Origin of the sequence: Streptomyces poriferorum (genome assembly GCF_019399235.1) — a bacterium.
In the GTDB taxonomy this organism is placed as follows: Bacteria; Actinomycetota; Actinomycetes; order Streptomycetales; family Streptomycetaceae; genus Streptomyces; species Streptomyces poriferorum.
In genome coordinates this window covers 1-26136 of sequence record NZ_JAELVH010000019.1, presented here as the reverse complement: position 1 = coordinate 26136, position 26136 = coordinate 1, and the positions used below count along the sequence as shown (strand labels likewise).

Here is a 26136-nt window from a genome sequence, read left to right as displayed (position 1 = left end):
GCAGGAATGTATCGGAGGATGACCTTCTTGCCATCGCCCGGGCCGCACCGTACGGGCCAGGATCGACACATGACTTCGACGGACACTCCTCAAACCCTCGTCCCCCAGGACTCCGCGGACCCGGCTGCCCCAAAGGGTGCACCGGTGATGCTCGCCCTGCATCAGACGGCCCTCGGCGGCCCCGAGGTCCTGCGGCTGACCGAGCTCCCGCGGCCCGCGCCCGGTCCCGGGGAGATCCTCGTCGCCGTGCACGCGGCCGGCCTCAACCCCACGGACTTCAAGCACCGCGCCATGAGTGTCTTCCTGCCGCCCCCGCCACAGACCCTCGGCTGGGACGTCTCCGGCACCGTGGTGGAGACCGGCTTCGGCGTCACCCTCTTCCGGCCCGGTGACGAGGTGTTCGGCATGCTGCCCTACCCGTACGGAGCCGGCTCCCACGCCGAGTACGTGACCGGCCCCACCCGCGCCTTCGCCGCCAAGCCCGCCGGCATCGACCACGTCCAGGCGGCCGCTCTGCCGCTGGCAGCGCTCACCGCCTGGCAGGCCCTCGTCGAGACCGCGGACCTCCGGGCCGGGCAGCGGGTGCTGATCCACGCCGCGGCCGGCGGTGTCGGCCATCTCGCCGTACAGATCGCCAAGGAGCGCGGTGCTCACGTGACCGGGACGGCGAGTGCGCCCAAGCACGACTTCCTGCGCGAGCTCGGTGCGGATGCCTGCATCGACTACCGCTCCGAGGACTTCACCGACGCGGAGGAGCCCTACGACATCGTCCTGGACACCCTCGGCGGGGAGACCGCCACCCGTTCCGTGGGCGTACTGCGCCCCGGCGGCGTCCTCGTCTCCCTGCTGCCGAGCAGCAAGGACACCCGGGCCGCAGCGGAGAAGGCACAGGTCCGCGCTGTCGTTCTGCTCGTCGAGCACGACCACGCCGGAATGCGCGCCGTCGCCGAACTCGTCGGCCGGGACAGGCTCCGCGCCCACGTCTCCGGCACCTTCCCTCTCGCCGAAGGTGCCCGGGCCCACGCCCTGGGGGAGACGGGCCGCACCACGGGCAAGTTGGTCATCACCGTGCGCTGAGGCGCAGCAGGGCCTCAGCTGAGGATCCTTGCAGGACCTCGGAGCACGGACCTTTATATCGGGCATACGAGGTTCTGCCGGGCTTCTCAGCGGGCACTCAGGGTCCTCTCATGTTCGCTGGACACTCTCGTAGACATGACAGAGACCCAGCGCCCGAGCGGCGAGTACCCGATGTACCCCTCGTACGGCAACGGAGACGCGGCCTACCCGCCGCCGCCGTCATACCAGCCCGTCCAGCCGGTCCAGCCGGTCGCCATGGGCCCCGGCACCACCGTGTGGCCCGCCCCTGGCACCGCCGGCTCCGGTGGCGCCGGCCACGGCGGAGACGGCTTCCCCGGGCTGCCGCAGGCGGCACCCGAACCGTCCGCGCCCCGCCGCCGGGCCCGCCGGCCCGTCGCGCTCCTCGCGGCGGTGGCCATCGCGGCCGCGATCGTCGGCGGCGGCACCGCCACCGTGATCGGGCAGCTCACCGACAACGGCACCGGCGGTACGGCCGGCAGCGTCATCCCCGGCACCACCGTCTCGCAGAGCAACAAGGGCACCGTCTCCGGCGTCGCCGCGGCGCTCTCGCCGACGATCGTCGAGATCGGCGCGACGTCGGCCTCGGGCCAGTCCACCGGTTCCGGCGTGGTCATCACGTCGGACGGCGAGATCGTCACCAACAACCACGTCATCGCGGGTGCCTCGTCCATCAAGGTCACGCTGAGCACCGGCAAGACGTACAACGCCGACATCGTCGGCACCGACGCCGACAAGGACCTCGCGCTGATCAAGCTCCAGGGCGCGAGCGGCCTGAAGACGGCCACCCTGGGCGACTCCTCCCAGGTCGCCGTCGGCGACCAGGTCGTCGCGATCGGCTCGCCCGAGGGCCTCACCGGCACGGTCACCAGCGGCATCGTGTCCGCACTCGACCGCGATGTCACGGTCGCCAAGGACAGCGACAGCGGCTCCGACAGCAGCCAGGGACAAGGTCAGGGACAGGGTCAGGGACAGGGCGGCGGGCAGCAGTGGCCGTTCGAGTTCGGCGGACAGCAGTTCAACGGCGACACCGGCGACTCCACCACCACGTACAAGGCCATCCAGACCGACGCCTCGCTGAACCCGGGCAACTCCGGTGGCGCCCTGATCAACATGAACGGCGAGATCATCGGCATCAACTCGGCCATGTACTCGGCCAGTTCGTCGAGCGGTTCCAGCGGCTCCAGTGCGGGCAGCGTCGGTCTCGGCTTCGCCATCCCGGTGAACACCCTCAAGGCCGACCTCGACACGCTGCGGGCCGGCGACAGCTCCTGAGCCGCGCCGCGCGACGCCGCGCCACGGCCGTGCGAGGCTGAGAAACCAGCGGTGCGCCCGGGCCCCGTACGGAACGAAAGAGGACGAAGCAGCGATGAGCCCCGCCGAAGACGATCCGCAGCGCATCCTGATCGTCGACGACGAGCCCGCCGTCCGCGAGGCCCTGCAGCGCAGCCTCGCGTTCGAGGGGTACGGGACCGAGGTCGCCGTCGACGGACTCGACGCCCTCACGAAGGCGGAGTCGTACGACCCCGACCTCATCGTCCTCGACATCCAGATGCCGCGGATGGACGGGCTGACCGCAGCCCGCCGCATCCGCGCCACGGGCACCACCACGCCCATCCTGATGCTCACCGCCCGTGACACCGTCGGCGACCGCGTCACCGGGCTCGACGCGGGCGCCGACGACTACCTGGTCAAGCCCTTCGAGCTGGACGAGCTCTTCGCCCGCATCCGGGCCCTGCTGCGCCGCAGTTCGTACGCGGCCGCGGCGGGCCCCGTCCCCGACGACAACGTCCTGGCCTTCGCCGACCTGCGCATGGACCTCGCGACCCGCGAGGTCATGCGCGGCACCCGCCACGTGGAACTGACCCGCACCGAGTTCACCCTCCTGGAGATGTTCCTGGCGCACCCGCGCCAGGTACTGACCCGTGAGCAGATCCTCAAGGCGGTCTGGGGCTTCGACTTCGAACCGAGCTCCAACTCCCTGGACGTGTACGTGATGTACCTGCGCCGCAAGACGGAGGCGGGCGGCGAACCCCGCCTGGTCCACACGGTCCGTGGCGTGGGATACGCGCTGCGGTCGGGCGGGGGCGAGGGATGACCGGCCCGCTCCGGCGGATCCGCGCCCTGCCCCTGCGCTCCCGGCTGGCACTGCTGGTCGCCACCGCGGTGGCGGTGGCGGTGGCGGCGGTGGCGGTGGCGTGCTGGTTCGTGACGAAGGCGCAGCTGGAGCATCAGCAGGACACGTCGCTGCGGGCCGCCACGGTCGACATCGACTATCTGAACGAGCTGTACCAGTACTGCAGCAACACCCGGAAGCTGCCGCCCTCGCCCTACACCGGCCTCACCGTCCAGCTCATCGACGCCCAGGGAACGGTCTGCATCGCCCCCGACGCAGCCGAGCTCCCGGTGACCGATGCCGACCTGGCGGTGGTCGATCACAAACAGCCCGGCGCACTGCATACGGAGTCCGATGCCGACGGAGTGAAGATGCGCGTCTTCACCTACTCGGTGACGGCTTCACGCGGGCCCGGCCAGCCGCGTACCGACCTCGGCGTCTCCATCGCCCGTCCGATGAGCGAGATCGACAAGCCCCTCACCACCCTCGCCTGGGTCCTCCTCCTCGTATCCGGCATCGGCGTCATCGGCGCCGGCGCCGCCGGGCTCTGGGTGGCCCGTTCCGGTCTGCGCCCCGTCGACGAGCTCACCGAGGCGGTCGAGCACGTCGCCCGTACCGAGGACCTGACGGTCCGCATCCCGGTGGAGGGCGAGGACGAGATCGCCCGGCTCTCCCGCTCGTTCAACTCGATGACCGCGTCGCTGGCCACCTCCCGCGACCGTCAGGCGCAGCTCATCGCGGACGCCGGCCACGAACTCCGCACCCCGCTGACCTCGCTCCGCACCAATGTCGAACTCCTCGCCCGGAGCGACGAGACCGGCCGGGCCATCCCGCCGGACGACCGCCGGGCGCTGATGACGTCGGTGAAGGCGCAGATGACGGAGCTGGCCTCGCTGATCGGGGACCTCCAGGAACTGGCCCGCCCGGACGCGGCCGACCCCGGCCCGCTCCAGGTGGTCGCGCTCCACGACATCGCCCGCACGGCCCTGGACCGCGCCCGGCTGCGCGGCCCGGAGCTGACCATCACGGCGGAGCTGGCCCCCTGGTACGTACGGGCCGAACCGGCCGCCCTGGAGCGGGCGGTCGTCAACGTCCTGGACAACGCGGTGAAGTTCAGCCCGCACGGCGGCACGATCGACGTGGTCCTGCACCGGGGCGAGCTGTCGGTCCGCGACCACGGCCCCGGCATCCCCGCCGACGAGCTCCCGCACGTCTTCGAACGCTTCTGGCGCTCCCCGTCCGCCCGCCAGCTCCCCGGCTCGGGCCTCGGCCTGTCGATCGTGGCGCGTACGGTCCAGCAGGCCGGTGGCGGGATCGACCTGCGTCCCGCGACGGGCGGCGGCACGGAAGCCGTGATCCGTCTCCCGGGAGCGCCGCAGCCGCCGCCGGAGCCTCCGCAGGGGTAGTGGCGGCCCTACGCCCCCTCCAGCCGCCCAGCCAGCGCCCGCAGCCCCGCCGCGATCTCGGCGGCGTCCGGGGCATGCTCCGGGTCGGTCAGCCACTGGATCATCACGCCGCTCATCAGCGCGAGCTGTACCGAACCGAGCCCCCGCACATCCGCCTCGGCGACCTCCGTCTCCGGTACCCCGGTCAGCTGGGCCGCGACCCCCCGGCGGCCTTCGCGCTGGCCGGCGGCCAGGAGGGCCAGCAGGTCCGGGGCGCTCTGGGCGTGGACGAAGGCCTCCACCGAGGCGACCCACAGCCAGCGGTCGGTGCGGTAGGAGGCGATCTCGCGCGTCCACAGGGCCTCGTACCGCTCGGCGGCCGTACCGTCTCCCGCCCCGAGGTCCCCGCCGGTCCGCCGGCCCCACTCGTCGATGGCCGCGAACAGCGCCTGGTTGAGCAGGGCCTCGCGGGAACCGAAGTGGTAGCCGATCGCCGCCATCGAGACCCGGGAGGCGGTGGCGATGTCGCGCACGGTGGTGCGGAGATAGCCCTTCTCCTCCAGGCAGCGCCTCGCTCCGGCCAGCAGGTCCTCGCGGTTTCCCATGCCCGGGATCGTACGGCTCCGCCACTGGGACAAGCGATCTGGGGCAAGCGATCTATACACACGTATTGCGCGGGCGATCTATACACACGTACAGTCGCCTTCATGACACAGCAGACCGCATCACGACGTGAACTGACCATCGACGGCCGCCGCATCTCCTACCTCGACCACGGCCCCGCAACCGGCCGCCCGCTCCTCGCCCTGCACGGCCATCTCTCCGAGGGCTCCTCCTTCGACGACCTGGCCGTCGAGCTCGGCCCCGAGTGGCGGGTCATCGCCCCCGACCAGCGCGGCCACGGCGACTCCGACCGGGCGGACGACTACGGCAGGGAGGGCTACGTCTCCGATCTGACCGCCCTGCTCGACCATCTCGGCACCGGCCCGGTCGTCGCCCTCGGGCACTCGCTCGGCGGCATCAACGCGCTGTACCTCGCGGCCGCCCGGCCCGCCGCGGTCACCGCCCTCGTCAACACCGACTCCCCGGTCGCCCTGCCGCACCAGGACCCCGGCCCGCTGGCCTTCCTCACGGGCTTCCCGTACACCGCGCCCACCCGGGAACAACTGATCGCCGCCTGCGGTCCGGTGGGCCCGATGGTGGGGCCCTTGCTGAGACCGCTGCCGGACGGCGACGGCTGGCGGCTGCCGTTCCACCCGCAGGACACACTCGACTCCGAGCGGCAGGTGCACGGCGACCACTGGGCGCAGTGGCTCGCGAGCGACTGCCCCGCGCTGGTGATCAACGGCCGCACCAGCCAGGCGCTGCCCGCCGAGCAGGCCGCCTCGATGGCGTCACTGCGCCCCCGCACCTCGCTCGTCACCCTGGAGACGGACCACTTCGTCCAGCTCCAGGACCCGAAGGGGTTCGCGCGGGCGGTACGGGAGTTCCTGGTGACCCTGTGAACGGGGCCTTCCCGCCGCTCCGCTTCGCGCCGCGGAGTCACGGCATTCGAGGGCGGCATCGACTTCGCCGGGCTCCGGGGCGGGTCAACGCTCAAGGAATGGCGCGGGAGAGGCAGTTACCGGGTCATGGCGCCCACCGAGCCCAACTCGCCGCCGCGCGCGACGTCCCCTGCCTGTACGTCGACGCCCCGGTCGACAGCGCTCCGATCCTCACCCGTCTCGGCCTGCACAAGGTCACCACGACCACGCCGTATGTCTGGTCCCCCTGAGCTCAGCCATTCGGATTGTGCCGGATCAGCGACTCCACCAGCCCCGACCGGGTCGCCGGGAAGTCCAGCGGGACGATGCCGAGGCCGGTCCAGCCGGCCGCCCCCGAGGAGTCGAGGAACGAGTGGACCTGGGGGTTGAGCCGGTCCGCGTTCCAGCGGGGCGGCAACAGGGCGGCGGTGCTCACGTAGTTCATGAAGAGCTTGCCGGGCTGCTCGGCCGCCTTGCGGAACTGGGCCTCGATCTTCGGGTACTTGGCGAACGGCTCCGCCATGTAGTCGTCCTGGATGTCGAAGAGCCCCGGATCGGCGTACCGCACGCCGGGCAGACCGCCGTTGTCGGCGAGCAGCACCACCTTGCCGCGCGCCCCGCCCAGCGTCGGCAGCGCGGAGTCGATGCGGAACAGCGGGCGCCAGCCCCGGTTGTCGAGGTAGTCGTCGAAGACCGCCCGGAACGCGGTGTCGCTCTCCTCCGAGTACTCCTGCTTGACCCGCATCAGCACGGTCTCGGTGGGGTGCTGGGCGAGGAAGTCCCAGCAGGCGCCGAGGACATCGCCGAACATCAGGTTCTGGTACGAGGCGCCGTGATGGATCGCGAACGAGCCACCGGTGATCCGGCACCGCACGTCGAGAAAGCGCACCCCGCTGTTCAGCTGCTCCGCGATCGTCGTGTTCTGGCACTCGGTCCAGGGCCCGCCGTAGCGGGCGCCGGAGTCGTGCGAACCGGGAATCGTCAGGCGCTGGAGCGCGGTGGCGTTCGCGATGCCGCTCATCCAGTCCCGCACCGTGAGTGCCCGCCGGGCCTCGGCGCGCGCGGGCGCCGCACCGACGAGAGCCGTGGCGGAAACGGCCAGCGCTCCGGCCAGGAAGTGTCTGCGGTTCGCGGTGTACGGGCTCATACGGGAACGCCTCCGGGTGCCGTGTGGGGTCAGCCAGCCTGGGATCAGCCCCCGGATTATGACCCGTACACATCACACACGGAACAGGGCGTACGCCTCGGGTGCGGCGCGGGAAAGACGGATGCGCGGGCCGGGGCCTCCGCCCCCGCCCGCGCATCCTGTCGGTGTCGTACGCCGGAACTACTGGACGATCGTGATCCGGTCCGTCGCCGGCGGGTCCAGCGGCGCGGCGGCCGTGGAGTGCGCGGCCAGGTAGGCGTTGAACAGGTCCAGGTCGGAGGCGCCGACCAGCTTGTTGGTGCCCGCACCGAGGGCCGCGAAGCCGTCGCCGCCGCCCGCCAGGAACTCGTTCATCGCGACCCGGTAGGACTTGGCCGGATCGATCGCCTCACCGTTCAGCTTGATCGTGCCCGTGACCACGCGGGCCGCACCGGACTTCGTCATGTCCAGGGTGTAGGTCAGGCCCTTCGACACCTGAAGGATCTTCGGGCTGGCCTCGTTCGAGCCGCTGACCTGCTGCTGGAGCGCGGAGACCAGCTGAGCGCCGGTCAGGTCGACGACGTTCATCATGTTGGTGAACGGCTGCACGGTGAACGACTCCCCGTACGTCACCACACCGTCGCCCTCGCTGCCCGACGCTTTGTACACCAGGTCGGCACGGATGCCACCCGGGTTCATGAACGCGACGACCGCCCCGCCCTTGTCCGCCGGCGCCAGGCCCTCCAGCTGCGCGTCGGCGATCAGGTTGCCGAGCGGCTTCTCGGGGGACGTGGCACCGCGGCCGTTGATGTCGGCGGAGATGAAGCCCTGCGGCCGGCTCGCGATCGGCGCCGCGAGGGTGTTCCAGCGGGCGATCAGGGCCGTCATGTCGGTGGCCTTGGCCTGGTCCCGGGTGACGACGTGGTTCGCCGAGACCGGGTTCGCGGGCGCGGGGCGGTGGTGCTGCGAGGACTTGGCGGAGCCGGATCCCTTCACCGCGGTGCGCACGATGTCCTTGGTGCGGCGGTCGTACGTCAGCGTCGTGTCCGTGTACAGCTTGCCGAACGACGAGGCCGAGGTGACCAGGCGCGGGTTGCCCGCCGGGTCCGGGATCGTGCACACGTACGCCTGGTGGGTGTGGCCCGTGACCAGCGCGTCGACCTTCGGCGAGATGCCCTTGGCGATCTCGGTGATCGGCCCGGAGATGCCGTCACCCGCGGCCGGGCTGTCGCAGTCGTAGTTGTACGAGGACGAGGCCGGGGCACCGCCCTCGTGGATCAGCGTGACGATGGACTTCACGCCCTGCCGGTCCAGCTCCTTGGCGTACTTGTTGACCGTCTCGATCTCGTCGTGGAACTTCAGGCCCTTGACGCCGTTGGCCGTCACGATGTTCGGCGTGCCCTCCAGGGTCACCCCGATGAAGCCGATCTTGACGCCGTTCTTCTTCCACACCGTGTACGGCTTGAGGATCGGCTTGCCGGTCTTCTCGTCCGTCACATTGGCGGCCAGGTAAGGGAAGTCGGCGCCCTTGAACTTCTTGCCCTGCTCGTAGCACCCCTCGACCGGGTGGCAGCCGCCGTTCTGGAGGCGGGCCAGCTCGGTGGCGCCCTCGTCGAACTCGTGGTTGCCGACGGTCGTCACATCGAGGTCGATCTTGTTGAGCGCCTCGATGGTCGGCTCGTCGTGGAAGAGACCCGACAGCAGCGGGCTCGCCCCGACCATGTCGCCGCCGGCCGCGGTGATGGAGTAAGGGTGGCCCTTGCGCGCGGCACGCAGCGACGAGGCGAGGTACTCCACGCCGCCGGCCGGGACGGCCTTCACCGTGCCGTCGGCCTGCTTCTCGTTGACCGTGCCGGCCGAGCCGGACGGCGGCTCCAGGTTGCCGTGCAGGTCATTGAAGGACAGCAGTTGCACGTCGACGGTCCGGGCGGGCGTGTGGTGGCCGTGGCCCTTTCCGTGACCGTGGCCCTGGGCGCCGGCCGGCATGGCGGCGACCAGCGCGCCGACGGTGGCCAGACCGGCTGCGGCGGCGAGCACCCGCCGGGACGCGCGGTTCTTCTGTGTCGCTGACATCGGTCCCCTTGTGAGTTCAGCGGGTGGTGTGAGGGTGTGACAAGTCTGGAGACTGCGTGCCGCAGCCTAGAGTCAACGCGCGTAGCGCGACAGGTGTTCGGGGTTACGAATAGGTTGCCGTCCGAGCAGAACGGGGCCATTCACTCATATGGCTTACATACGTGAGCAGAGACGTCACCGCCTGCATCGCGGGCGCGCAAATCTGTACGCCATGGACAGCGACAGCACCACCACAGCGGAGGCCGTCGTCCCCGCTCAACAGCCCTCGGGACTGCCTCCCGGCCTTCACGAGGTGATCGACGGACTGAATTCGATCGTGCGGAGCGCGCATGCGCACGACGGCTTGAACTCGATCGCGCGGAGCGCGCATGCGCGCGCCCAGCTCAAGGTGAACACCGAGATGCTCCGGATGTACGGGGAGATCGGGCGGACGATCCCGGAGCGGCAGCGCGGGGGGCAGCGAGGCACGAAGATCATCGACCGGATCGCCACCGCGCAGAAGTCTTCAAGGATCCGCACCGTCTCGACTTCACCGAGCTGGAGGGGCGTCCCGCCGAGCACGGCCCGGAGGACGCCCTCGTCGCCGGCCTGATCCGCTTCCTCACCGAGCTCGGGGCCGGTTTCGCCTTCGTCGGACGCCAGTGCCCGACCGGGCACGCGAACTGCTGCCCGCCGCCGAGGACCTCTCACGCATCGCGGTCGGCGTGCTGAACCCGCCGGAGCCCAACAGCTGAGCGTGGAGGACCCCGCACACCCCTCGTTCCCACCCCGCCCGCCGTACGCTCGTACACATGACGACTGACGTACCCCTCCCCGCCCCCGGACGCGAGATCCAGACGCTCGACACCCTCTCCCCCGACCAGGCGGCCGCCGTCTCCGAGCTGCTCGCCGAGGCCGCGCAGTCGGACGGCCGGCAGGCCGTGTCCGAGCAGGGGCGGCTGCAGTTGCGGGGCGGGCACCGGCAAGGCGTACGGCACTTCCTGCTGACGGCCGGCGGCACGCTGGTGGGTTACGCGCAGCTGGAGGACACCGACCCCGTCGAGGCACCCGCCGCCGAGCTGGTCGTGCACCCGTCGCACCGCGGGCACGGGCACGGGCGTGCGCTCGGGGCGGCGCTGCTCGCCGCGACCGGCAAGCGGCTGCGGGTCTGGGCGCACGGCGGCAAATCCGCCGCGCGGCACCTCGCGCAGGTGCTCGGCCTCTCGCTCTTCCGCGAACTGCGTCAGCTGCGCCGCCCGTTGAGCCCGCTGAACATCGCCGAGCCGGTACTGCCTCCGGGCGTCACCGTCCGCACCTTCGTGCCCGGCGAGGACGACGCCGCCTGGCTCGCCGTGAACAGCGCCGCATTCGCCCACCACCCCGAGCAGGGCTCGCTGACCCAGCGCGACCTGGACGACCGCAAGGCCGAGCCCTGGTTCGACCCGAAGGGGTTCTTCCTGGCCGAGCGCGGAACGGACGACGGCGGCTCCGAGTTGATCGGCTTCCACTGGACGAAGGTGCACGCCGACGAACAGCTCGGCGAGGTCTACGTGGTCGGCATCCGGCCCGACGCGCAGGGCGGCGGCCTGGGCAAGGCCCTGACCGCGACCGGGCTGCGCCACCTCGCCTCCGAGGGGCTGCCCACCGCGATGCTCTACGTCGACGCGGACAACACGGCGGCCGTGGCCGTCTACGAGCGGATGGGCTTCACCACCCACGAGGTCGATCTGATGTACCGCACGGAGTCCTGAGACATCGTCACGGCAGCGAGGGCCTCTCGTTTGGATCATGCCGGGCTCGCGGGGCCCGGCCCCTGATCCGGCCTGATCCAGACGAAAGACCTTAGGGGCGGCGTCTCTTGACGTCGCCCCTTCCTTACGCCACCCTTTCACTACTCAATTAGTGAAAGGGGTGAACATGGCACAGTCCGCAGCGGTCGAGTTCCGCATCGACCGGCGCAGCGGCGTCGCCACGTACCTCCAGATCGTCCAGCAGACCAAACAGGCCCTGCGGCTGGGACTGCTGGAGCCCGGCGACCGGCTGCCCACCGCGCGCGAGGTCGTGGAGGCCACCGCCATCAACCCGAACACCGTGCTGAAGGCATACCGCGAGCTGGAGCGCGAGGGTCTCGTCGAGGCGCGGCGCGGCCTCGGCACCTTCGTCACCCGGGCGCTCGGCGGCGCGGCGGCGGCCGACGACGCCCCGCTGCGCGCCGAGCTCGCCGACTGGGCCGGCCGGGCCCGCGCCGCCGGCCTGGAAAGGGACGACGTGAGCGCGCTCTTCACCGCCGTACTGGACAAGACGTTCGAGGGGGATCACACCGGATGACAGGCGCTGCGATCGAGGCCGTGGGCCTCGGCATGACATATCGGAGCAGAGGCGGGAACCGGGTGCTGCACGACTGCTCGTTCCGGCTGCCCGCCGGGCGCGTGTGCGCGCTCGTCGGACCCAACGGGGCCGGCAAGTCCACCCTGCTGGCCATCGCCGCGGGGTTCCTGCGGCCGGCCGAGGGAACGGTACGGGTGCTGGGCCTGACGCCCCCCGACGCCCGCGCCCGGATGGCCTTCGTGGCCCAGGACAAGCCGCTGTACCCGCAGTTGACGGTCACCGAGACGCTCTGGGCGGGCGCCGAGCTGAATCCGGCGAGCTGGGACCAGGCAACCGCCGAACGCATCACGGAGCCGCTCCCCGGCGGCGCGAAGGTCCGCACCCTGTCGGGCGGTCAGCGCACCCGGCTCGCGTTGGCCCTCGCGCTCGGCAAGCGGCCCGAACTGCTGCTCCTGGACGAGCCGATGGCCGACCTCGACCCTCTGGCGCGGCACCAGCTGATGGGCGCGCTGATGGCGGAGTCCGCCGAGCACGGCACCACCATCGTGATGTCCTCGCACATCCTCACCGAGCTGGAGGGCGCCTGCGACTACCTGCTCCTCGTCGACGGGGGCCGCATCCGCCTCGGCGGCGAGACGGACGACCTGATCGCCGCGCACACGCTGCTCACCGGCCCGGTGGGCGACCTCGCCCCGCACACCGTGGTCGAGTCCCGCACCACGGGGCGGCAGCTGACCGCACTCGTCAGGAGGGAAGGCCCGGTGGACGCGTCCGCCGGCTGGGAGACGGCGGAGCCGTCGCTGGAGGAGCTGCTGCTGGCGCACCTGCGGTCACCGGACGCGCCCCCACTGCTCACGCCGAGCGCGGACACCCGGACCCGTGAGGCGGTGAGCGCGGCATGAGCACGATCACCACAACCACGCCGCCGCGCTCCGCCCCGTCCGGCCTCGCCCTGCGCGCCGGTGCCCGGGTCCTCCTGCGTCAGCACCGGGCGGCCCTGCAGATCGCGGGCGCACTCGCTCTCGCCGGGATCGTCGTCCTGGTCGGCTTCGCGCTGCGTGCGGCACAGGTCGCGGACACGTTCGCCGCCGATCCCTGCTCGGCGGCGAACGTCGGCCTCGAGTGCTCCCAGCCGGTCCGGAACTACCTGGACTCCATGTCGCAGTTCAGCACAGTGCTCGGGTACGGAGGGCTCGCACTGATCGTCCTGCCCGGTCTCATCGCCGCCTTCGTCGCAGGGCCGATGATCGCCAGGGAGTTCGAGAGCGGGACGTACAGGGTGTCGTGGACACAGTCCGTGTCACCCGCCCACTGGTTCGTCGCCAAACTTGCCGTACCGGCCGTTGTGCTGCTCGCCGGTGTGTCCGTCCTGACTGCCGTCTACGCCTGGTCCCGGTCGCAGTCGAGCACCGAGTACCCGGTCAACTGGTACGAACGCCCCGTATTCGGTGCGCTGGGGACGATGCCCGTCGCGTACGCCCTGCTCGGCCTCGCCCTGGGCGCACTCACAGGGCTTCTGATCCACCGAACCGTCCCCGCGATGGCCGTGGCCGTGCTCGCCACCGGAGCGGTGGCCGTGACGCTGACCACCGTACGCAGCGCTCTGTGGCCCCTGCGGACGGCGATCAACACGGCGTCGGCCGGTAACGGCGTCGATGCCGACTCCTGGGTCCTCGGCACCGGCCGGATCACCGCCGACGGCAGTCGCCTGCCCATGGAGACCTGCTGGCAGCGTCCCCACGCGGAGGAAGTCCGGTGCCTGGCGGATCACCACGTCACCGGGTTCTGGGTCGACCACCACCCCGCCTCCCATTTCTGGCCCCTCCAGCTCGTCGAGACCGGCATCGTCCTCGTCCTCGCCGCCGCGGCCGTCGCGCTCGCCTTCCGCGTCCTGCGCCGCCGCCACGCCTGAGGGGCCGGGGCCGTGCCCGGGGGCCCACGGGACCCCCGGGCACGGCCACACCGCTTCCTGCATGTCATGTCGCCGTTACCGGGCATTCAGACGCCCTTGCGACCCTCTCAGGATGCAGCCAGCTGTGCCGACCCCCCGCAACGGGAGAAATCCCGGCGGAGAGCGCGCCGACCACGCGATCTCCGCGATCTCCTTCCTCTCCGACGCGCCCCCGGAGCACTCCACGCGGAAGAATGGGCCCATGAGCCAGCAGCCCAGCTCCGAGGTCCCGGTCCAGCCCACCGCCCAGCCGTCCGTCGGCTCCCTCGCCGCGCACCGGCCGCACGCCGTCGCCACCCCGTCGTCCTCCTCGGCGGCCCTGTCCACCGCGGCCGACCTCGACCCCGACATCGACGCCGACGCCGACGCGTACGAACCCGATGTCGACGGGGACGAGCTGCCGCAGGGCCGGTTCCTCGACCGGGAACGCAGTTGGCTCGCGTTCAACGAACGTGTTCTGGAACTGGCCGAGGACCCGGCGACGCCGCTCCTCGAACGGGCTAATTTCCTCGCCATCTTCGCCTCGAACCTGGACGAGTTCTTCATGGTCCGGGTGGCGGGCCTCAAGCGCCGCATCGCGACCGGTGTCGCCACCCGCTCCGCGTCCGGTCTCCAGCCCCGCGAGGTCCTCGACCTGATCTGGACCCGCTCGCGCGAGCTCATGGCCCGGCATGCCGCCTGCTACCAGCAGGACGTCGCCCCCGCCCTGTCCGACGAGGGCATCCAGCTGATCCGCTGGCCGGAGCTGACCGAGAAGGAGCAGGCCCGCCTGTTCACCTTCTTCCGCCAGCGCGTCTTCCCCGTGCTGACGCCGCTGGCCGTCGACCCGGCGCACCCGTTCCCGTACATCTCCGGCCTCTCGCTGAACCTCGCCGTCGTCGTACGCAACCCGGTCAGCGGTCACCGCCACTTCGCCCGGGTCAAGGTGCCGCCGCTGCTGACCCGCTTCCTGGAGGCCTCGCCGCAGCGCTACGTCCCCATCGAGGACGTCATCGCGGCCCACCTGGAGGAGCTCTTCCCGGGGATGGAGGTCCTCGCGCACCACATGTTCCGGGTCACCAGGAACGAGGACCTGGAGGTCGAGGAGGACGACGCCGAGAACCTGCTCCAGGCCCTGGAGAAGGAGCTCATGCGGCGCCGCTTCGGCCCGCCGGTCCGCCTGGAGGTCGAGGAGTCCATCGACCCGTACGTGCTGGACCTGCTGGTCCGCGAGCTCAAGGTGTCCGACGCCGAGGTCTACCCGCTGCCCGGGCCGCTCGACCTCACCGGGTTGTTCGGCATAGCGTCGCTGGACCGGCCGGAGCTGAAGTTCCCCAAGTTCATCGCCGGCACCCACCGCGACCTCGCCGAGGTGGAGTCCGCCTCCGCGCCCGACATCTTCGCCGCCCTGCGCGAACGCGACGTGCTGCTGCACCACCCGTACGACTCCTTCTCCACCTCCGTCCAGGCCTTCCTGGAGCAGGCGGCGGGCGACCCGGACGTCCTCGCGATCAAGCAGACGCTCTACCGCACCTCCGGCGACTCCCCGATAGTGGACGCCCTGATCGACGCCGCCGAGTCCGGCAAGCAGGTCCTCGTACTCGTCGAGATCAAGGCTCGCTTCGACGAGCAGGCCAACATCAAGTGGGCCCGCAAGCTGGAGGAGGCGGGCTGCCACGTCGTCTACGGGCTCGTCGGCCTGAAGACGCACTGCAAGCTCTCGCTCGTCGTCCGCCAGGAGGGCGACACCCTGCGCCGCTACTCGCACGTCGGCACGGGCAACTACCACCCCAAGACGGCCCGGCTGTACGAGGACCTCGGCCTGCTCACCGCCGACCCGCAGGTCGGCGCGGACCTCTCCGACCTCTTCAACCGGCTCTCCGGCTACTCACGCCGAGAGACCTACCGCCGGCTCCTCGTCGCTCCGAAGTCGCTGCGTGACGGGCTGATCGTCCGGATCAACAAGGAGATCGCACACCAGCGGGCCGGCCGGCCCGCCTACGTACGCATCAAGGTCAACTCGATGGTCGACGAAGCGATCATCGACGCCTGCTACCGGGCCGCGCAGGCGGGCGTCCCGGTCGACATATGGGTCCGCGGCATCTGCGCGATCCGCCCCGGCGTCACCGGCCTCTCCGAGAACGTCCGGGTCCGCTCGGTCCTGGGCCGCTTCCTCGAACACTCGCGGGTCTTCTCCTTCGGCAACGGCGGCGAGCCCGAAGTCTGGTTCGGCAGCGCCGACATGATGCACCGCAACCTCGACCGCCGCATCGAGGCCCTGGTCCGGGTCACCGACCCCGCGCACCGGGCCGCTCTCAGCCGGCTCCTGGAGACCGGCATGGCCGACACCACCTCCTCCTGGCACCTGGGCCCCGACGGGAACTGGACCCGGCACGCCACGGACGCGGAGGGCCGGCCACTGCGCCACGTACAGGAAATGCTCATTGACGCCCGGAGGCGCCGGCGTGCGACGCCCTGACCACCAGACACAGGCGGACGTGACCGCGGGGGCGGTGCTCGCACCGTATCTGCGGGCACAGGCCGCGGACTTCCTGCGCAGCCTGCGTCTGCACCGCGAGAACAGTGCCCCCAGCGACGCCGGGCCCCAGGCCGCCGTTCAGGCCACCGGGGCGCTGCGCCGCTCGTCCCGCCGCATCGGCGCCACCCTGCACACCTTCCGGACGGCGCTCGACCCGCTCTGGGCCGAGCAGCTGCGCACCGAACTGGCCTGGCTCTCCGGCACGCTCGCCCGCGAGCACGCGTACGCGGACCGGCTGACCCGGCTCCTCGAAGCGCTGCACGGGCTGTCGGGGGCACAGCTCCCGGCGGCGCGGGCCGAGTCCGGTGGCGCTGCCGTCGACAAGGAACGCGCCGTCCTCGGCGTCGGCGCGGCGCGCGCCGGCGCCCTGCTGGAACGGCAGCTGACCCTCGCCCGGACCCGAGCCCACTCCGCGGCGCTCCAGGCACTCGGCTCCTCGCGCTTCCACGCGGTGGCCGACGCCGTCGCGCTGCTGGCCTCCGAGGTCCCGCTGTCCGCCGAGGCCGCCGAACCCGCGGGTGAGCTGCTGCGCGAACCCGCCGAGCGGGCGGAGCAACGGCTGCTCGGGGCCGTCGCGGCGCTCCCCCCGTGGGAGACGGCCGAGCCGTACAACGAGGCGCACGACGCGCCCTGGCACCAGACCCGTCTGCTGCTGCGCCTGCACCGGTACGCCCACGAGGTGGTGCGCGGCGCCCCCGATCCGGTCCTGGCCGGCCCCGGTCACGCGCTCGACCTGCACCGGGACGCGGCGGAGGCGGCCGCTGCGGCCTCCGCGGCCGCCCGTACCCCTCGCATCGCGCCGACGACCGCCTACGCCCTGGGGGTGCTCCACGCCGACCAGCGCCACGAGGTGGAGGCGGCACGGTCCGTGTTCCGGGAGACCTGGCCGTACGCGACGGCGGGGGTGAGCCGGCCATGACCCGGGCGGTGGGCTCCACGGTGCGGGCGGCGGGCTGCGTCCTGTGGCGCCGCCCGCCCGCGTCCGCCGGCGGGGGCGTGGAGTTCTGTCTCGTACACCGTCCGCGATATGACGACTGGGGGTTCCCCAAGGGCAAGCTGAAGCGCGGCGAGTCCCCGCGGGACGCGGCCCTGCGCGAGGTCCTGGAGGAGACGGGCCACCACTGCGTGCCGGGGGCCGTGCTGCCCATGGCCCGTTACGTGGTGAACGGTCGGCCGAAGGAGGTCACGTACTGGTCCGCCGAGGCCACGGCGGGTGCCTTCGTGCCGAACGACGAGGTGGACGGCGTGCTGTGGCTCCGCCCCGCCGCCGCCCGCACCCGCCTGACCCAGCCCCGCGACCGCGACCTGCTGGACGCGGCCCTGCGAGTGCTGCCGCGCGCTTAGGGCGCCGGGGCGGGCGCTCACGCCGGGAGCGGGCCTCGCCCGGGCGAGGGACCACTCCCGGGCGAGGGACCACTCCCGGGCGAGGGACCACTCCCGGGCGAGGGACCACTTCCGGGCGAGGGGCCACTTCCGGGCGAGGGGCCGTCCTCATACGCCGGACGGGCTGAAGCGGCGTACCGCACCGGAACCAGGCCGCCCGACACGGTTCACCTCCCGTTCACTCACCCCCGCAGACCGCTTCACCTGTTCTGCCTAATTTTGGCAGTGCACGGTGCGAGGAACACACCGCACCGGACACGACTTCCGCTCGACCCACCACATCGCACGCCGTCGTAGACCGAAACCACCACGGCGGCTCCTGGAAGGAACACCCGAAAGTGAAGCTTCAGCGCAAGAACCGGCTTCGTGCCACCGCGCTCGGTGCCCTCGCCGTCTCCGGCGCCCTGGTCCTCACGGCGTGCGGTTCGGACAACAACAGCGGTGGCGACACCGGCGGGACCGGCGGCCAGACGAAGGCCGCGTCCAACGTCAAGTGCGACGGCGCCAAGGGCCAGCTGCGCGCCTCCGGGTCCAGCGCCCAGAAGAACGCCATGGACCTCTGGGTCAAGGAGTACATGGCCGCCTGCTCCGGCGTGGAGATCAACTACAACTCCTCCTCGTCCGGCGAGGGCATCGTCGCCTTCAACCAGGGCACCGTCGGCTTCGCCGGCTCCGACTCGGCGCTGAAGCCCGAGGAGGTCGCCGACTCGAAGAAGATCTGCAAGACCGGCCAGGGCATCAACCTCCCGATGGTCGGCGGCCCGATCGCGATCGGCTTCCACCTGGACGGCGTCGACAGCCTCACGCTGGACGCCCCCACCCTCGCCAAGATCTTCGACACGAAGATCAAGAAGTGGAACGACGAGGCCATCGCCAAGCTCAACCCGGGCGCCAAGCTCCCGGACAAGGCGATCCAGCCCTTCCACCGCTCCGAGGACTCCGGCACCACCCAGAACCTCGGCAAGTACCTCGGCGCCGCGGCCCCGAGCGACTGGAAGTACGAGGCCGAGAAGAAGTGGCCCGCCCCCGGTGGCCAGGGTGCGACCAACTCCTCCGGCGTGGCCACCCAGGTCAAGCAGGTCGACGGCTCGATCGGCTACTTCGAGCTCTCCTACGCCGCCTCGCAGCAGATCACCACGGTCGACATCAACACCGGTGGCGCCGCCCCGGTGAAGGCCTCCTCGGAGAACGCCTCCAAGGCCATCGCCGCCGCCAAGGTCAAGGGCACCGGCAAGGACCTGGCGCTCGACCTCGACTACACCACCAAGGCCGAGGGCGCGTACCCGCTGGTCCTGGTGACGTACGAGGTCGTCTGCGACACCGGCAACAAGGCCGACACCCTCGGCACCGTGAAGTCCTTCCTCACCTACACCGCCTCCGCGGACGGCCAGAAGCTGCTCACCGAGGCCGGCTACGCCCCGATCCCCGAGGCGATCAACGCCAAGGTCCGCGAGACGGTCTCCGGCCTCTCGTAACCCGCACGCCCCACCACGCCCCGCACGAATCACAACGAACGACGCAACTGGCGGCCCGGTCCGGTGCACCTCTCCGGACCGGCCCGCCACCCGACCCATCCGGTGCACCGCCGCCAGGGGAGCCCCTCAGGGACTCCCCCACACAGACCGGAAAGACCATGGCTTCCACCACACAGACAGAAATTCCACCGGCCCCGCCGGGCAGGCGCACCCGCGCCAAGTCCACCGGCCGCGTCGGTGACAAGATCTTCCTGGGCCTCTCCCGCGGCTCGGGCATCCTGCTGCTCGTGATCATGGCGTCGATCGCCGCCTTCCTCACGTACCGCGCGGCCATCGCCATCTCCGACGACGAGGGCAACTTCCTCACCACGTTCGACTGGAACCCGGCCGGTGACCCGCCCGTCTTCGGCATCGCCGTCCTGCTCTTCGGGACCGTCGTCAGCTCGATCATCGCGATGGTCATCGCGGTTCCGATCGCTGTCGGCATCGCCCTGTTCATCTCGCACTACGCGCCGCGCAAGCTGGCCGGTGCGATCGCGTACGTCATCGACCTGCTCGCCGCGGTGCCCAGCATCGTCTACGGCATCTGGGGCGCGCTCGTCCTCGTGCCGTACCTCGAGGGCCTGAACCTCTGGCTCGACCAGTTCTTCGGCTGGACTTACATCTTCGAGAAGACCGAGATCGGTGTCGCCCGCTCGCTCTTCACCGTCGGCATCCTGCTCGCGATCATGATCCTGCCGATCGTGACCAGTGTCAGCCGCGAGGTCTTCCTCCAGGTCCCGAGGATGAACGAGGAGGCCGCGCTCGCGCTCGGCGCCACCCGCTGGGAGGTCATCCGCCTCTCGGTGCTGCCGTTCGGCCGCTCCGGCGTGATCTCCGCCTCGATGCTGGGCCTGGGCCGCGCGCTCGGCGAGACGATGGCCGTCGCCACGGTCCTGTCGCCGAACTTCCTCATCTCGCTGCACGTGCTCAACCCGGGCGGCGGGACGTTCGCCCAGAACATCGCCGCGAAGTTCGGCGAGGCCGACGCGTTCGGGCGCGACGCCCTGATCGCCTCCGGACTGGTCCTCTTCGTCCTCACCCTGCTGGTAAACGGCGCCGCGCGGCTCATCATCGCCCGCCGCAAGGAGTACTCGGGGGCCAACGCATGAGCCACGCATCCACCAGCGTCCAGGACCGCCCGGTGCCCACACCGCCCGCCCCGGTGAGCAGCCTCAGCAGCCGGACCCTGCCCCGCCTGGCCCCGCTCGGCTTCGCCGTCGTCTCCATCGCCCTGGGTGTCGGTATCGGCGCGGCCGCCGGCTGGCACAGCCGGGTCCAGTGGGGCCTGCTCTCCGCGCTGCTCTTCCTGACGATCTCCTACGTCGCGACCAGCGTCGTGGAGAACAAGCGCCAGGCGAAGGACCGCCTCGCCACCAGCCTCGTCTGGGTCTGCTTCCTGATCGCCGTCGTCCCGCTGGCCTCGCTGCTCTGGACGACCATCAGCCGCGGCTCGGAGCGCCTGGACGGCTACTTCCTGACCCACTCGATGGCCGGCGTCCTCGGGCCCGAGGCCAGCGGCGGCGTCTACCACGCCCTGATCGGCACCCTGGAGCAGGTCGGCATCGCCACCCTGATCTCCGCCCCGCTCGGCCTGCTCACCGCGGTCTACCTGGTGGAGTACGGCAAGGGCGCGCTGGCCAAGGCCGTCACCTTCTTCGTCGACGTGATGACCGGCATCCCGTCCATCGTCGCCGGTCTGTTCATCCTGTCGATCATGCTGATCGCGGGTCTCGAGCCCTCCGGCCTGATGGGCGCGCTGGCCCTGACGATCCTGATGATCCCGGTCGTGGTCCGCTCCACCGAGGAGATGCTGAAGCTCGTCCCCAACGAGCTCCGCGAGGCCTCCCTCGCCCTCGGCATCCCGAAGTGGCGCACCATCCTGAAGGTGGTCCTGCCGACCGCGATCGGCGGCATCGCCACCGGCGTCATGCTCGCCATCGCGCGCATCGCGGGCGAGACCGCGCCGATCATCCTGCTGGTCTTCGGCAGCCAGCTGATCAACCCGAACCCCTTCGAAGGCGCCCAGTCGTCACTGCCGTTCTACATCTACGAGCAGTACAAGATCGGTGAGGCCGCGTCCTACGACCGCGCCTGGGCCGCGGCCCTGGTCCTGATCGCCTTCGTCATGATCCTCAATCTGGTGGCCCGCGGCATAGCCCGCTGGAAGGCCCCCAAGACCGGCCGATAGGGCCAGCAGAAAGCAGTGATTCAGATGGCCAAGCGCATCGACATCAGTGGCCTGTCCGCCTTCTACGGCAGCCACAAGGCGATCGACGACATCTCCATGACCGTGGAGCCCCGCTCCGTGACCGCCTTCATCGGCCCGTCCGGCTGCGGCAAGTCCACCTTCCTGCGCACCCTGAACCGGATGCACGAGGTCACCCCCGGTGGCCGCGTCGAGGGCAAGGTGCTGCTGGACGACGAGAACCTGTACGGATCGAACGTCGACCCGGTCACCGTGCGCCGCACGGTCGGCATGGTCTTCCAGCGCCCGAACCCGTTCCCGACCATGTCGATCTTCGACAACGTCGCGGCGGGCCTGCGGCTCAACGGCTCGTACCGCAAGAACGCCCTGGCCGACATCGTGGAGAAGTCGCTGCGTGGCGCGAACCTGTGGAACGAGGTCAAGGACCGGCTGAACAAGCCCGGCTCCGGTCTCTCCGGCGGTCAGCAGCAGCGTCTGTGCATCGCCCGCGCCATCGCGGTCGAGCCCGACGTCCTGCTGATGGACGAGCCGTGCTCCGCCCTGGACCCGATCTCCACCCTCGCCATCGAGGACCTGATCGGCGAGCTGAAGGAGCGCTTCACGATCGTCATCGTGACGCACAACATGCAGCAGGCGGCCCGGGTCTCGGACCGTACGGCGTTCTTCAACCTCGCGGCGGTCGGCATGCCCGGCAAGCTCATCGAGATCGACGAGACGGAACGCATCTTCTCCAACCCCTCGGTCCAGGCCACGGAGGACTACATCTCCGGCCGCTTCGGCTGAGGGTTCCCGCAGACGGCCTTGGGGTGCTGCATGGCGGTGCCACCACAAGGCGAAGGGTCCGCCCCGCTCTCCACGAGGAGAGCGGGGCGGACCCGTTCATACGGTGTGCGGACCTGCGGTCAGCCGAACATCAGGACGACGACCCCGTAGCTCGCGGCAGCGACGAGCGCCGCCGCCGGCATCGTGATGAACCACCCCAGGATGATGTTCTTCGCGACACCCCAGCGGACCGCGTTCACCCGCTTCGTGGCGCCGACACCCATGATCGCCGAGGTGATGACGTGCGTCGTCGAGATCGGCGCGTGGAACAGGAACGCCGAACCGAACATGATCGAGGCCCCCGTCGTCTCCGCGGCGAAGCCCTGCGGCGGGTCCAGCTCGATGATCTTCCGGCCGAGCGTACGCATGATGCGCCAGCCACCGGCGTACGTACCCAGCGACAGCATCAGCGCGCAGACGAGCTTCACCCAGACCGGGATCGGGTCGCTGTACGTCTCGTGGCCGGAGATGACCAGGGCCATCACCACGATGCCCATCGTCTTCTGCGCGTCCTGCAGACCGTGACCGAGCGCCATGCCCGCGGCCGAGACGGTCTGCGCGATCCGGAAGCCGCGCTTGGCCTTGTGCGGGTTGGACCTCCGGAACATCCACATGATGGCGACCATCACCAGATAGCCCACCACCAGGCCGATCACCGGCGAGATGAACATCGGGATGACGACCTTGTCGAGCACCCCGTCCCAGTGCACCAGCGTCCCGCCCGCGAGCGCGGCGCCGACCATTCCGCCGAACAGGGCATGGGAGGACGACGAGGGCAGGCCGAAGTACCAGGTGACCAGGTTCCAGATGATCGCGCCGACCAGAGCGGCGAAGAGGATTCCCATCCCCTTGTCGCCCGTGGGCGTCGCGATCAGGCCCTCGCTGACGGTCTTGGCGACCCCGCTGCCGAGGAACGCGCCGGCGAGGTTCATCACCGCCGCCATGGCCAGGGCCGCACGGGGGGTGAGCGCCCGGGTGGAGACCGACGTGGCGATGGCGTTCGCCGAGTCGTGGAAGCCGTTCGTGTACGTGAAGCCGAGCGCGACGCCGATGGTCACGACCAGCACAAAGGTGTCCACGTGGTTCAGGACTCCTTGACCGCGATGGTCTCCACCGTGTTCGCGACGTGCTCGAACGCGTCCGCAGCCTCTTCCAGCACGTCCACGATCTGCTTCAGCTTCAGCACCTCTATGGCGTCGTACTTGCCGTTGAAGAGCTGGGCGAGCAGCTTGCGGTGGATCTGGTCGGCCTGGTTCTCCAGGCGGTTGACCTCGATCCAGTACTCGGTGAGGTTGTCCATGGTCCGCAGGTTCGGCATGGCCGCGGCGGTCAGTTCAGCCGCCCGCGCCAGTACCTCGACCTGCTGCTCGACCCCCTTCGGGAGCTCGTCCACCTGGTACAGAACGACCAGGTCGACGGCCTCCTCCATGAAGTCCATGATGTCGTCGAGCGACGAGGCGAGGTTGTAAATGTCCTCGCGGTCGAAGGGCGTAATGAATGAGGAGTTCAGCTGGTGGAAGATCGCGTGGGTGGCATCGTCCCCCGCGTGCTCCGCTGCCCGCATGCGCTCCGCGATCTCGACTCGGGAGGCAGAATCCGCCCCGAGCAGTTCCATCAGGAGTTTCGAGCCCGTGACGATGTTGTCCGCGGATGCGGAGAACATGTCGTAGAAGCTCGTCTCCCTGGGGGTCAGACGAAAGCGCACGTGGGGTCCTCGGGGTGCTTTGGATTCGGTCAGGCTGATGCTAGGCGCATCATCCGGCCACGGCTAACCGGCATTCTTCAGTGTCGCGCATCAGGCACAGTGATCAGCACGGGGCCCCGGTCACGTTTCAGCTGAATTCGTTAGGATATACCCACCAGGGGTATATAAACGGCAGGGTAAAGGGAAAACGGGAGGCAGCAATGACCACTACCGAGGCCACCGAGGCGGATCGGTCGCCCGACGCGGCGCACGGCGCGGGCACGGCCGACGCCACGGCTCCCGCCGAAGCGATCGTGACCGACCACGACCGCGGGATACACGGCTACCACCACCAGAAGGCCGAGCACCTCAAGCGTCTGCGCCGCATCGAGGGCCAGATCCGCGGTCTGCAGCGCATGGTCGACGAGGACGTCTACTGCATCGACATACTCACCCAGGTGTCGGCGTCCACCAAGGCGCTCCAGTCCTTCGCGCTCCAGCTGCTGGAGGAGCACCTGCGCCACTGCGTCGCCGATGCCGCGGTCAAGGGCGGCGAGGAGATCGACGCGAAGGTCGAGGAGGCCACCAAGGCCATCGCCCGCCTGCTGCGCACGTGATCAGGGCCGTTCGCCGCGCCACGTGATCGGAGGCTGGTCAGGACCTCGGCCAGCTGCCGTGCACATGATCAGGGCCTGCTCAGAACCCTGGTCGCCTGCCGCGCAGGCAAGTGATCGGAGGCTGCTGAGAACTCCGGCCTCCCGCCGCGCACGTGGTCAGAACCTGATCAGAACCCAGGTCGCCTGCCGCACACGTGGTCAGGGCCTGCTCAGAACCCCGGTCGCCTGCCGCACACGCACGTGATCGGAGGCTGCTCAGAACCCCGGCCTCCCGCCGCACGCGCACCTGGTCAGGGCCTCGGCCCGCGTCTGTCGCCCGCCCCGTCACCCCGGTGATCCGCCTGCCGGGGGACGGTGGTGCGCTCGGTGATCACCTGTACGTCGAGCACCTCGTCGATACGGTCGGCGCTGAGCCGCTCCCCGATGGCCGCAGACGCCGCGATCATCAGCTCCCCGCAGAGTTCGATCTCGGCGAGAGCCACATGGTCCGATACGGTCCGCGGGCTGAGCGTCACCACGTCACTCACCTCTCACTGCCGTCGCCGACTTCCCAGGGTAGGGACCGCGGCGCACACCGCGCATGGCACGGACGGACCATTTCACCGCCGCCGGATGCCTAGGAACGGCCCGGGGACGGCTCGGATCCGGCCCGGGTCCGGTCCGAAGTTCCCGCTGCGCGCCCCTGTTCGATCTCTCCGGTGTAGATGTCGCGTGCGTCCGGCAACGGTACGGAGACCGTCACGCCGAACCCGTAGAGCAGCGTCGTCGACACCACCTCCCGCGTCTCCCCCTCGTTGGCGAAACTGAACCGGTGGCGGACCTTGCGCAGCCGGCCCTGCTCGTCCAGATACGCGTCGAACGGCACCGTGTCCGTACGGAACCCGTTCGCCGCCGCCGTCAGCGCACCGCGCGAAGCGGCCGAGGCCCGGCGCGCGGCGCGTCCGATGTCGGAGGTTCCCCGGTAGTGCCGCACGGTGACCCCGGCCAGGTCGGTCTCGCCCACGTACGTCACCGCGCTCACCCCGCCCAGCAGTTCGGCCGCGGCCATCGGGTCGGTGACCCCGCCGGTCACCAGGTTGCCGTCCGCCAGCGCCGTCGTGTCGATCCTCACCCACTTGTCGACGGGCACCCCGGCCCCCCGGTTCATCATGTACAGCGCGCCCGGGGCCAGCAGTTCCGTGATGGGCCGGTGCTCGTCCTCGCCCGCCGGGTCCTGCGGCAGCACAACCTTGAGCCGGCCGGACTGGTTACGGAAGTCGTACGTCCCCTTGCCCCGGATCGTCACGCGGGTGCCGCCGGCCGCCGTCTCCATGGACGTGACCACCTCCGCGCTCCCGGCCGCCGCCGACCCGGAGCCCGGCCCCACCAGGACCGCCGCGGCCCGTCGCACCGCCGCGACGGGGCCCGGACCGGACCGGTCGTCGGCCGCGGCACGATCCCCGCCCCCGCCGTCCCCGGCGCACCCGGCGGCCGCCACCATCACGCCCACGACCGCGAGGGCGCGCACAGCGCGCGTCCCGCCTCCGGACCTGTGCTGCTGCACCACCATCGCCTGCCAACCCCCAACGCCGACCGCCTGCCCGAGCTCCCCACCCGTTCCGCATAACGACGGCCCGTGCCCCCCGTAACGCCGCCCGCACACCCCTCACCGCCGGACAGCCGCGGCCAGTACCTTGGACGCGTGTACGACCAACACACCGCCGAGGTCCCGCCGGCCGTCCCACCGGCCCGGCCCGCCCACGAAGCCACCACCGTCGAACGCGGCTCGTTCTGCACCGCCCGCTGCAGCTGCGGCGGGCCGGGCCCGTACGGA

The 26136-nt window shown here is 70.7% G+C and carries 25 protein-coding genes and 1 pseudogene; 19 read left to right on the top strand and 7 right to left on the bottom strand.

Annotated features, from left to right (window positions below; genetic code table 11):
- Positions 1-69: 69 nt before the first annotated feature.
- The 4 genes from JGS39_RS05825 to JGS39_RS05810 all read left to right on the top strand — a co-directional run bounded on the left by JGS39_RS05825 (position 70) and on the right by JGS39_RS05810 (position 4617).
- Positions 70-1077, top strand: coding sequence for an NADP-dependent oxidoreductase (locus tag JGS39_RS05825; RefSeq protein WP_219567640.1), 1008 nt, complete (start codon positions 70-72; stop codon positions 1075-1077).
- Positions 1078-1212: 135 nt separating this feature from the next.
- Entirely contained in the window at positions 1213-2370 is a 1158-nt protein-coding gene (locus tag JGS39_RS05820) for a S1C family serine protease (protein WP_219567639.1), read from the top strand.
- A 94-nt stretch (positions 2371-2464) separates the two neighbouring features.
- The gene (locus JGS39_RS05815; RefSeq protein ID WP_148019481.1) at positions 2465-3193 is read left to right on the top strand and encodes a response regulator transcription factor; all 729 of its coding nucleotides are present in this window, start codon (positions 2465-2467) and stop codon (positions 3191-3193) included.
- Positions 3190-4617 carry a sensor histidine kinase gene (locus tag JGS39_RS05810; RefSeq protein ID WP_219567638.1) on the top strand — a complete coding sequence of 476 codons (1428 nt, stop codon included), beginning with the start codon at positions 3190-3192 and terminating at the stop codon, positions 4615-4617. The genes JGS39_RS05815 and JGS39_RS05810 overlap by 4 nt, the downstream gene beginning before the upstream one ends.
- 8 nt (positions 4618-4625) lie before the next feature.
- On the opposite strand, the gene JGS39_RS05805 is transcribed toward JGS39_RS05810, so the two are convergent.
- Positions 4626-5201 (bottom strand): TetR/AcrR family transcriptional regulator, encoded by a 576-nt coding sequence (locus tag JGS39_RS05805; protein WP_219567637.1) that lies wholly within the window; start codon positions 5199-5201, stop codon positions 4626-4628.
- A gap of 102 nt (positions 5202-5303) precedes the next feature.
- Between JGS39_RS05805 and JGS39_RS05800 the strand changes: the two genes are divergently transcribed.
- Positions 5304-6101: an alpha/beta fold hydrolase gene (locus JGS39_RS05800; RefSeq protein ID WP_219567636.1), complete on the top strand. Its 798-nt coding sequence runs from the start codon at positions 5304-5306 to the stop codon at positions 6099-6101.
- Positions 6102-6146: 45 nt separating this feature from the next.
- Positions 6147-6370 (top strand): annotated as a pseudogene (locus JGS39_RS05795) (GNAT family N-acetyltransferase); the annotation flags it as partial.
- A gap of 2 nt (positions 6371-6372) precedes the next feature.
- Here the strand turns inward: JGS39_RS05795 and JGS39_RS05790 are convergent.
- Complete coding sequence (locus tag JGS39_RS05790; RefSeq protein WP_219567635.1) at positions 6373-7266, bottom strand: phosphatidylinositol-specific phospholipase C; 894 nt, start codon at positions 7264-7266, stop codon at positions 6373-6375.
- Positions 7267-7446: 180 nt separating this feature from the next.
- On the bottom strand, positions 7447-9318 hold the full coding sequence (locus tag JGS39_RS05785) for a bifunctional metallophosphatase/5'-nucleotidase (RefSeq protein WP_219567634.1): 1872 nt from the start codon (positions 9316-9318) through the stop codon (positions 7447-7449).
- Positions 9319-9855: 537 nt separating this feature from the next.
- Between JGS39_RS05785 and JGS39_RS40630 the strand changes: the two genes are divergently transcribed.
- From JGS39_RS40630 to pstB, 12 genes are all read left to right on the top strand, one after another.
- The gene (locus JGS39_RS40630; RefSeq protein WP_236064072.1) at positions 9856-10029 is read left to right on the top strand and encodes a DUF1016 domain-containing protein; all 174 of its coding nucleotides are present in this window, start codon (positions 9856-9858) and stop codon (positions 10027-10029) included.
- A gap of 80 nt (positions 10030-10109) precedes the next feature.
- Positions 10110-11048, top strand: a complete 939-nt coding sequence (gene mshD / locus JGS39_RS05775) for a mycothiol synthase (RefSeq protein ID WP_219567633.1) — start codon at positions 10110-10112, stop codon at positions 11046-11048.
- A 166-nt stretch (positions 11049-11214) separates the two neighbouring features.
- The gene (locus JGS39_RS05770) at positions 11215-11625 is read left to right on the top strand and encodes a GntR family transcriptional regulator (protein WP_219567632.1); all 411 of its coding nucleotides are present in this window, start codon (positions 11215-11217) and stop codon (positions 11623-11625) included.
- Positions 11622-12527: an ABC transporter ATP-binding protein gene (locus JGS39_RS05765; RefSeq protein ID WP_219567631.1), complete on the top strand. Its 906-nt coding sequence runs from the start codon at positions 11622-11624 to the stop codon at positions 12525-12527. The genes JGS39_RS05770 and JGS39_RS05765 overlap by 4 nt, the downstream gene beginning before the upstream one ends.
- Complete coding sequence (locus JGS39_RS05760) at positions 12524-13537, top strand: ABC-2 membrane transporter-related protein (protein ID WP_219567630.1); 1014 nt, start codon at positions 12524-12526, stop codon at positions 13535-13537. Before JGS39_RS05765 ends, JGS39_RS05760 begins: the two co-directional genes overlap by 4 nt.
- Before the next feature lie 241 nt (positions 13538-13778).
- Positions 13779-16034 (top strand): RNA degradosome polyphosphate kinase, encoded by a 2256-nt coding sequence (locus tag JGS39_RS05755; RefSeq protein ID WP_219567629.1) that lies wholly within the window; start codon positions 13779-13781, stop codon positions 16032-16034.
- On the top strand, positions 16021-17013 hold the full coding sequence (locus tag JGS39_RS05750; protein WP_308120200.1) for a CHAD domain-containing protein: 993 nt from the start codon (positions 16021-16023) through the stop codon (positions 17011-17013). Before JGS39_RS05755 ends, JGS39_RS05750 begins: the two co-directional genes overlap by 14 nt.
- Positions 17014-17021: 8 nt before the next feature.
- Entirely contained in the window at positions 17022-17438 is a 417-nt protein-coding gene (locus JGS39_RS05745) for an NUDIX hydrolase (protein ID WP_219567658.1), read from the top strand.
- Positions 17439-17815: 377 nt separating this feature from the next.
- Positions 17816-18952: a phosphate ABC transporter substrate-binding protein PstS gene (gene pstS / locus JGS39_RS05740; RefSeq protein WP_219567627.1), complete on the top strand. Its 1137-nt coding sequence runs from the start codon at positions 17816-17818 to the stop codon at positions 18950-18952.
- 158 nt (positions 18953-19110) lie between these two features.
- Positions 19111-20103: a phosphate ABC transporter permease subunit PstC gene (gene pstC, locus JGS39_RS05735; RefSeq protein ID WP_219567626.1), complete on the top strand. Its 993-nt coding sequence runs from the start codon at positions 19111-19113 to the stop codon at positions 20101-20103.
- On the top strand, positions 20100-21182 hold the full coding sequence (pstA, locus tag JGS39_RS05730) for a phosphate ABC transporter permease PstA (protein ID WP_219567625.1): 1083 nt from the start codon (positions 20100-20102) through the stop codon (positions 21180-21182). The genes pstC and pstA overlap by 4 nt, the downstream gene beginning before the upstream one ends.
- Positions 21183-21206: 24 nt before the next feature.
- The gene (gene pstB, locus JGS39_RS05725; RefSeq protein WP_148019496.1) at positions 21207-21983 is read left to right on the top strand and encodes a phosphate ABC transporter ATP-binding protein PstB; all 777 of its coding nucleotides are present in this window, start codon (positions 21207-21209) and stop codon (positions 21981-21983) included.
- 119 nt (positions 21984-22102) lie between these two features.
- Here the strand turns inward: pstB and JGS39_RS05720 are convergent, their stop codons facing one another.
- A complete protein-coding gene (locus tag JGS39_RS05720; protein ID WP_219567624.1) occupies positions 22103-23101 on the bottom strand; it encodes an inorganic phosphate transporter in 999 nt (332 codons plus the stop codon).
- A 5-nt stretch (positions 23102-23106) separates the two neighbouring features.
- Complete coding sequence (locus JGS39_RS05715) at positions 23107-23727, bottom strand: DUF47 domain-containing protein (protein WP_148019498.1); 621 nt, start codon at positions 23725-23727, stop codon at positions 23107-23109.
- Positions 23728-23927: 200 nt separating this feature from the next.
- On the opposite strand from JGS39_RS05715, the gene JGS39_RS05710 reads away from it, so the two are divergent.
- Entirely contained in the window at positions 23928-24323 is a 396-nt protein-coding gene (locus tag JGS39_RS05710; RefSeq protein ID WP_236064093.1) for a metal-sensitive transcriptional regulator, read from the top strand.
- A 290-nt stretch (positions 24324-24613) separates the two neighbouring features.
- Here the strand turns inward: JGS39_RS05710 and JGS39_RS05705 are convergent, their stop codons facing one another.
- Together JGS39_RS05705 and JGS39_RS05700 are read right to left on the bottom strand one after the other, a co-directional pair.
- Positions 24614-24841 carry a hypothetical protein gene (locus JGS39_RS05705; RefSeq protein WP_219567623.1) on the bottom strand — a complete coding sequence of 76 codons (228 nt, stop codon included), beginning with the start codon at positions 24839-24841 and terminating at the stop codon, positions 24614-24616.
- Positions 24842-24939: 98 nt separating this feature from the next.
- Complete coding sequence (locus JGS39_RS05700; RefSeq protein WP_219567622.1) at positions 24940-25872, bottom strand: SCO4651 family lipoprotein; 933 nt, start codon at positions 25870-25872, stop codon at positions 24940-24942.
- Positions 25873-26136: the final 264 nt, after the last annotated feature.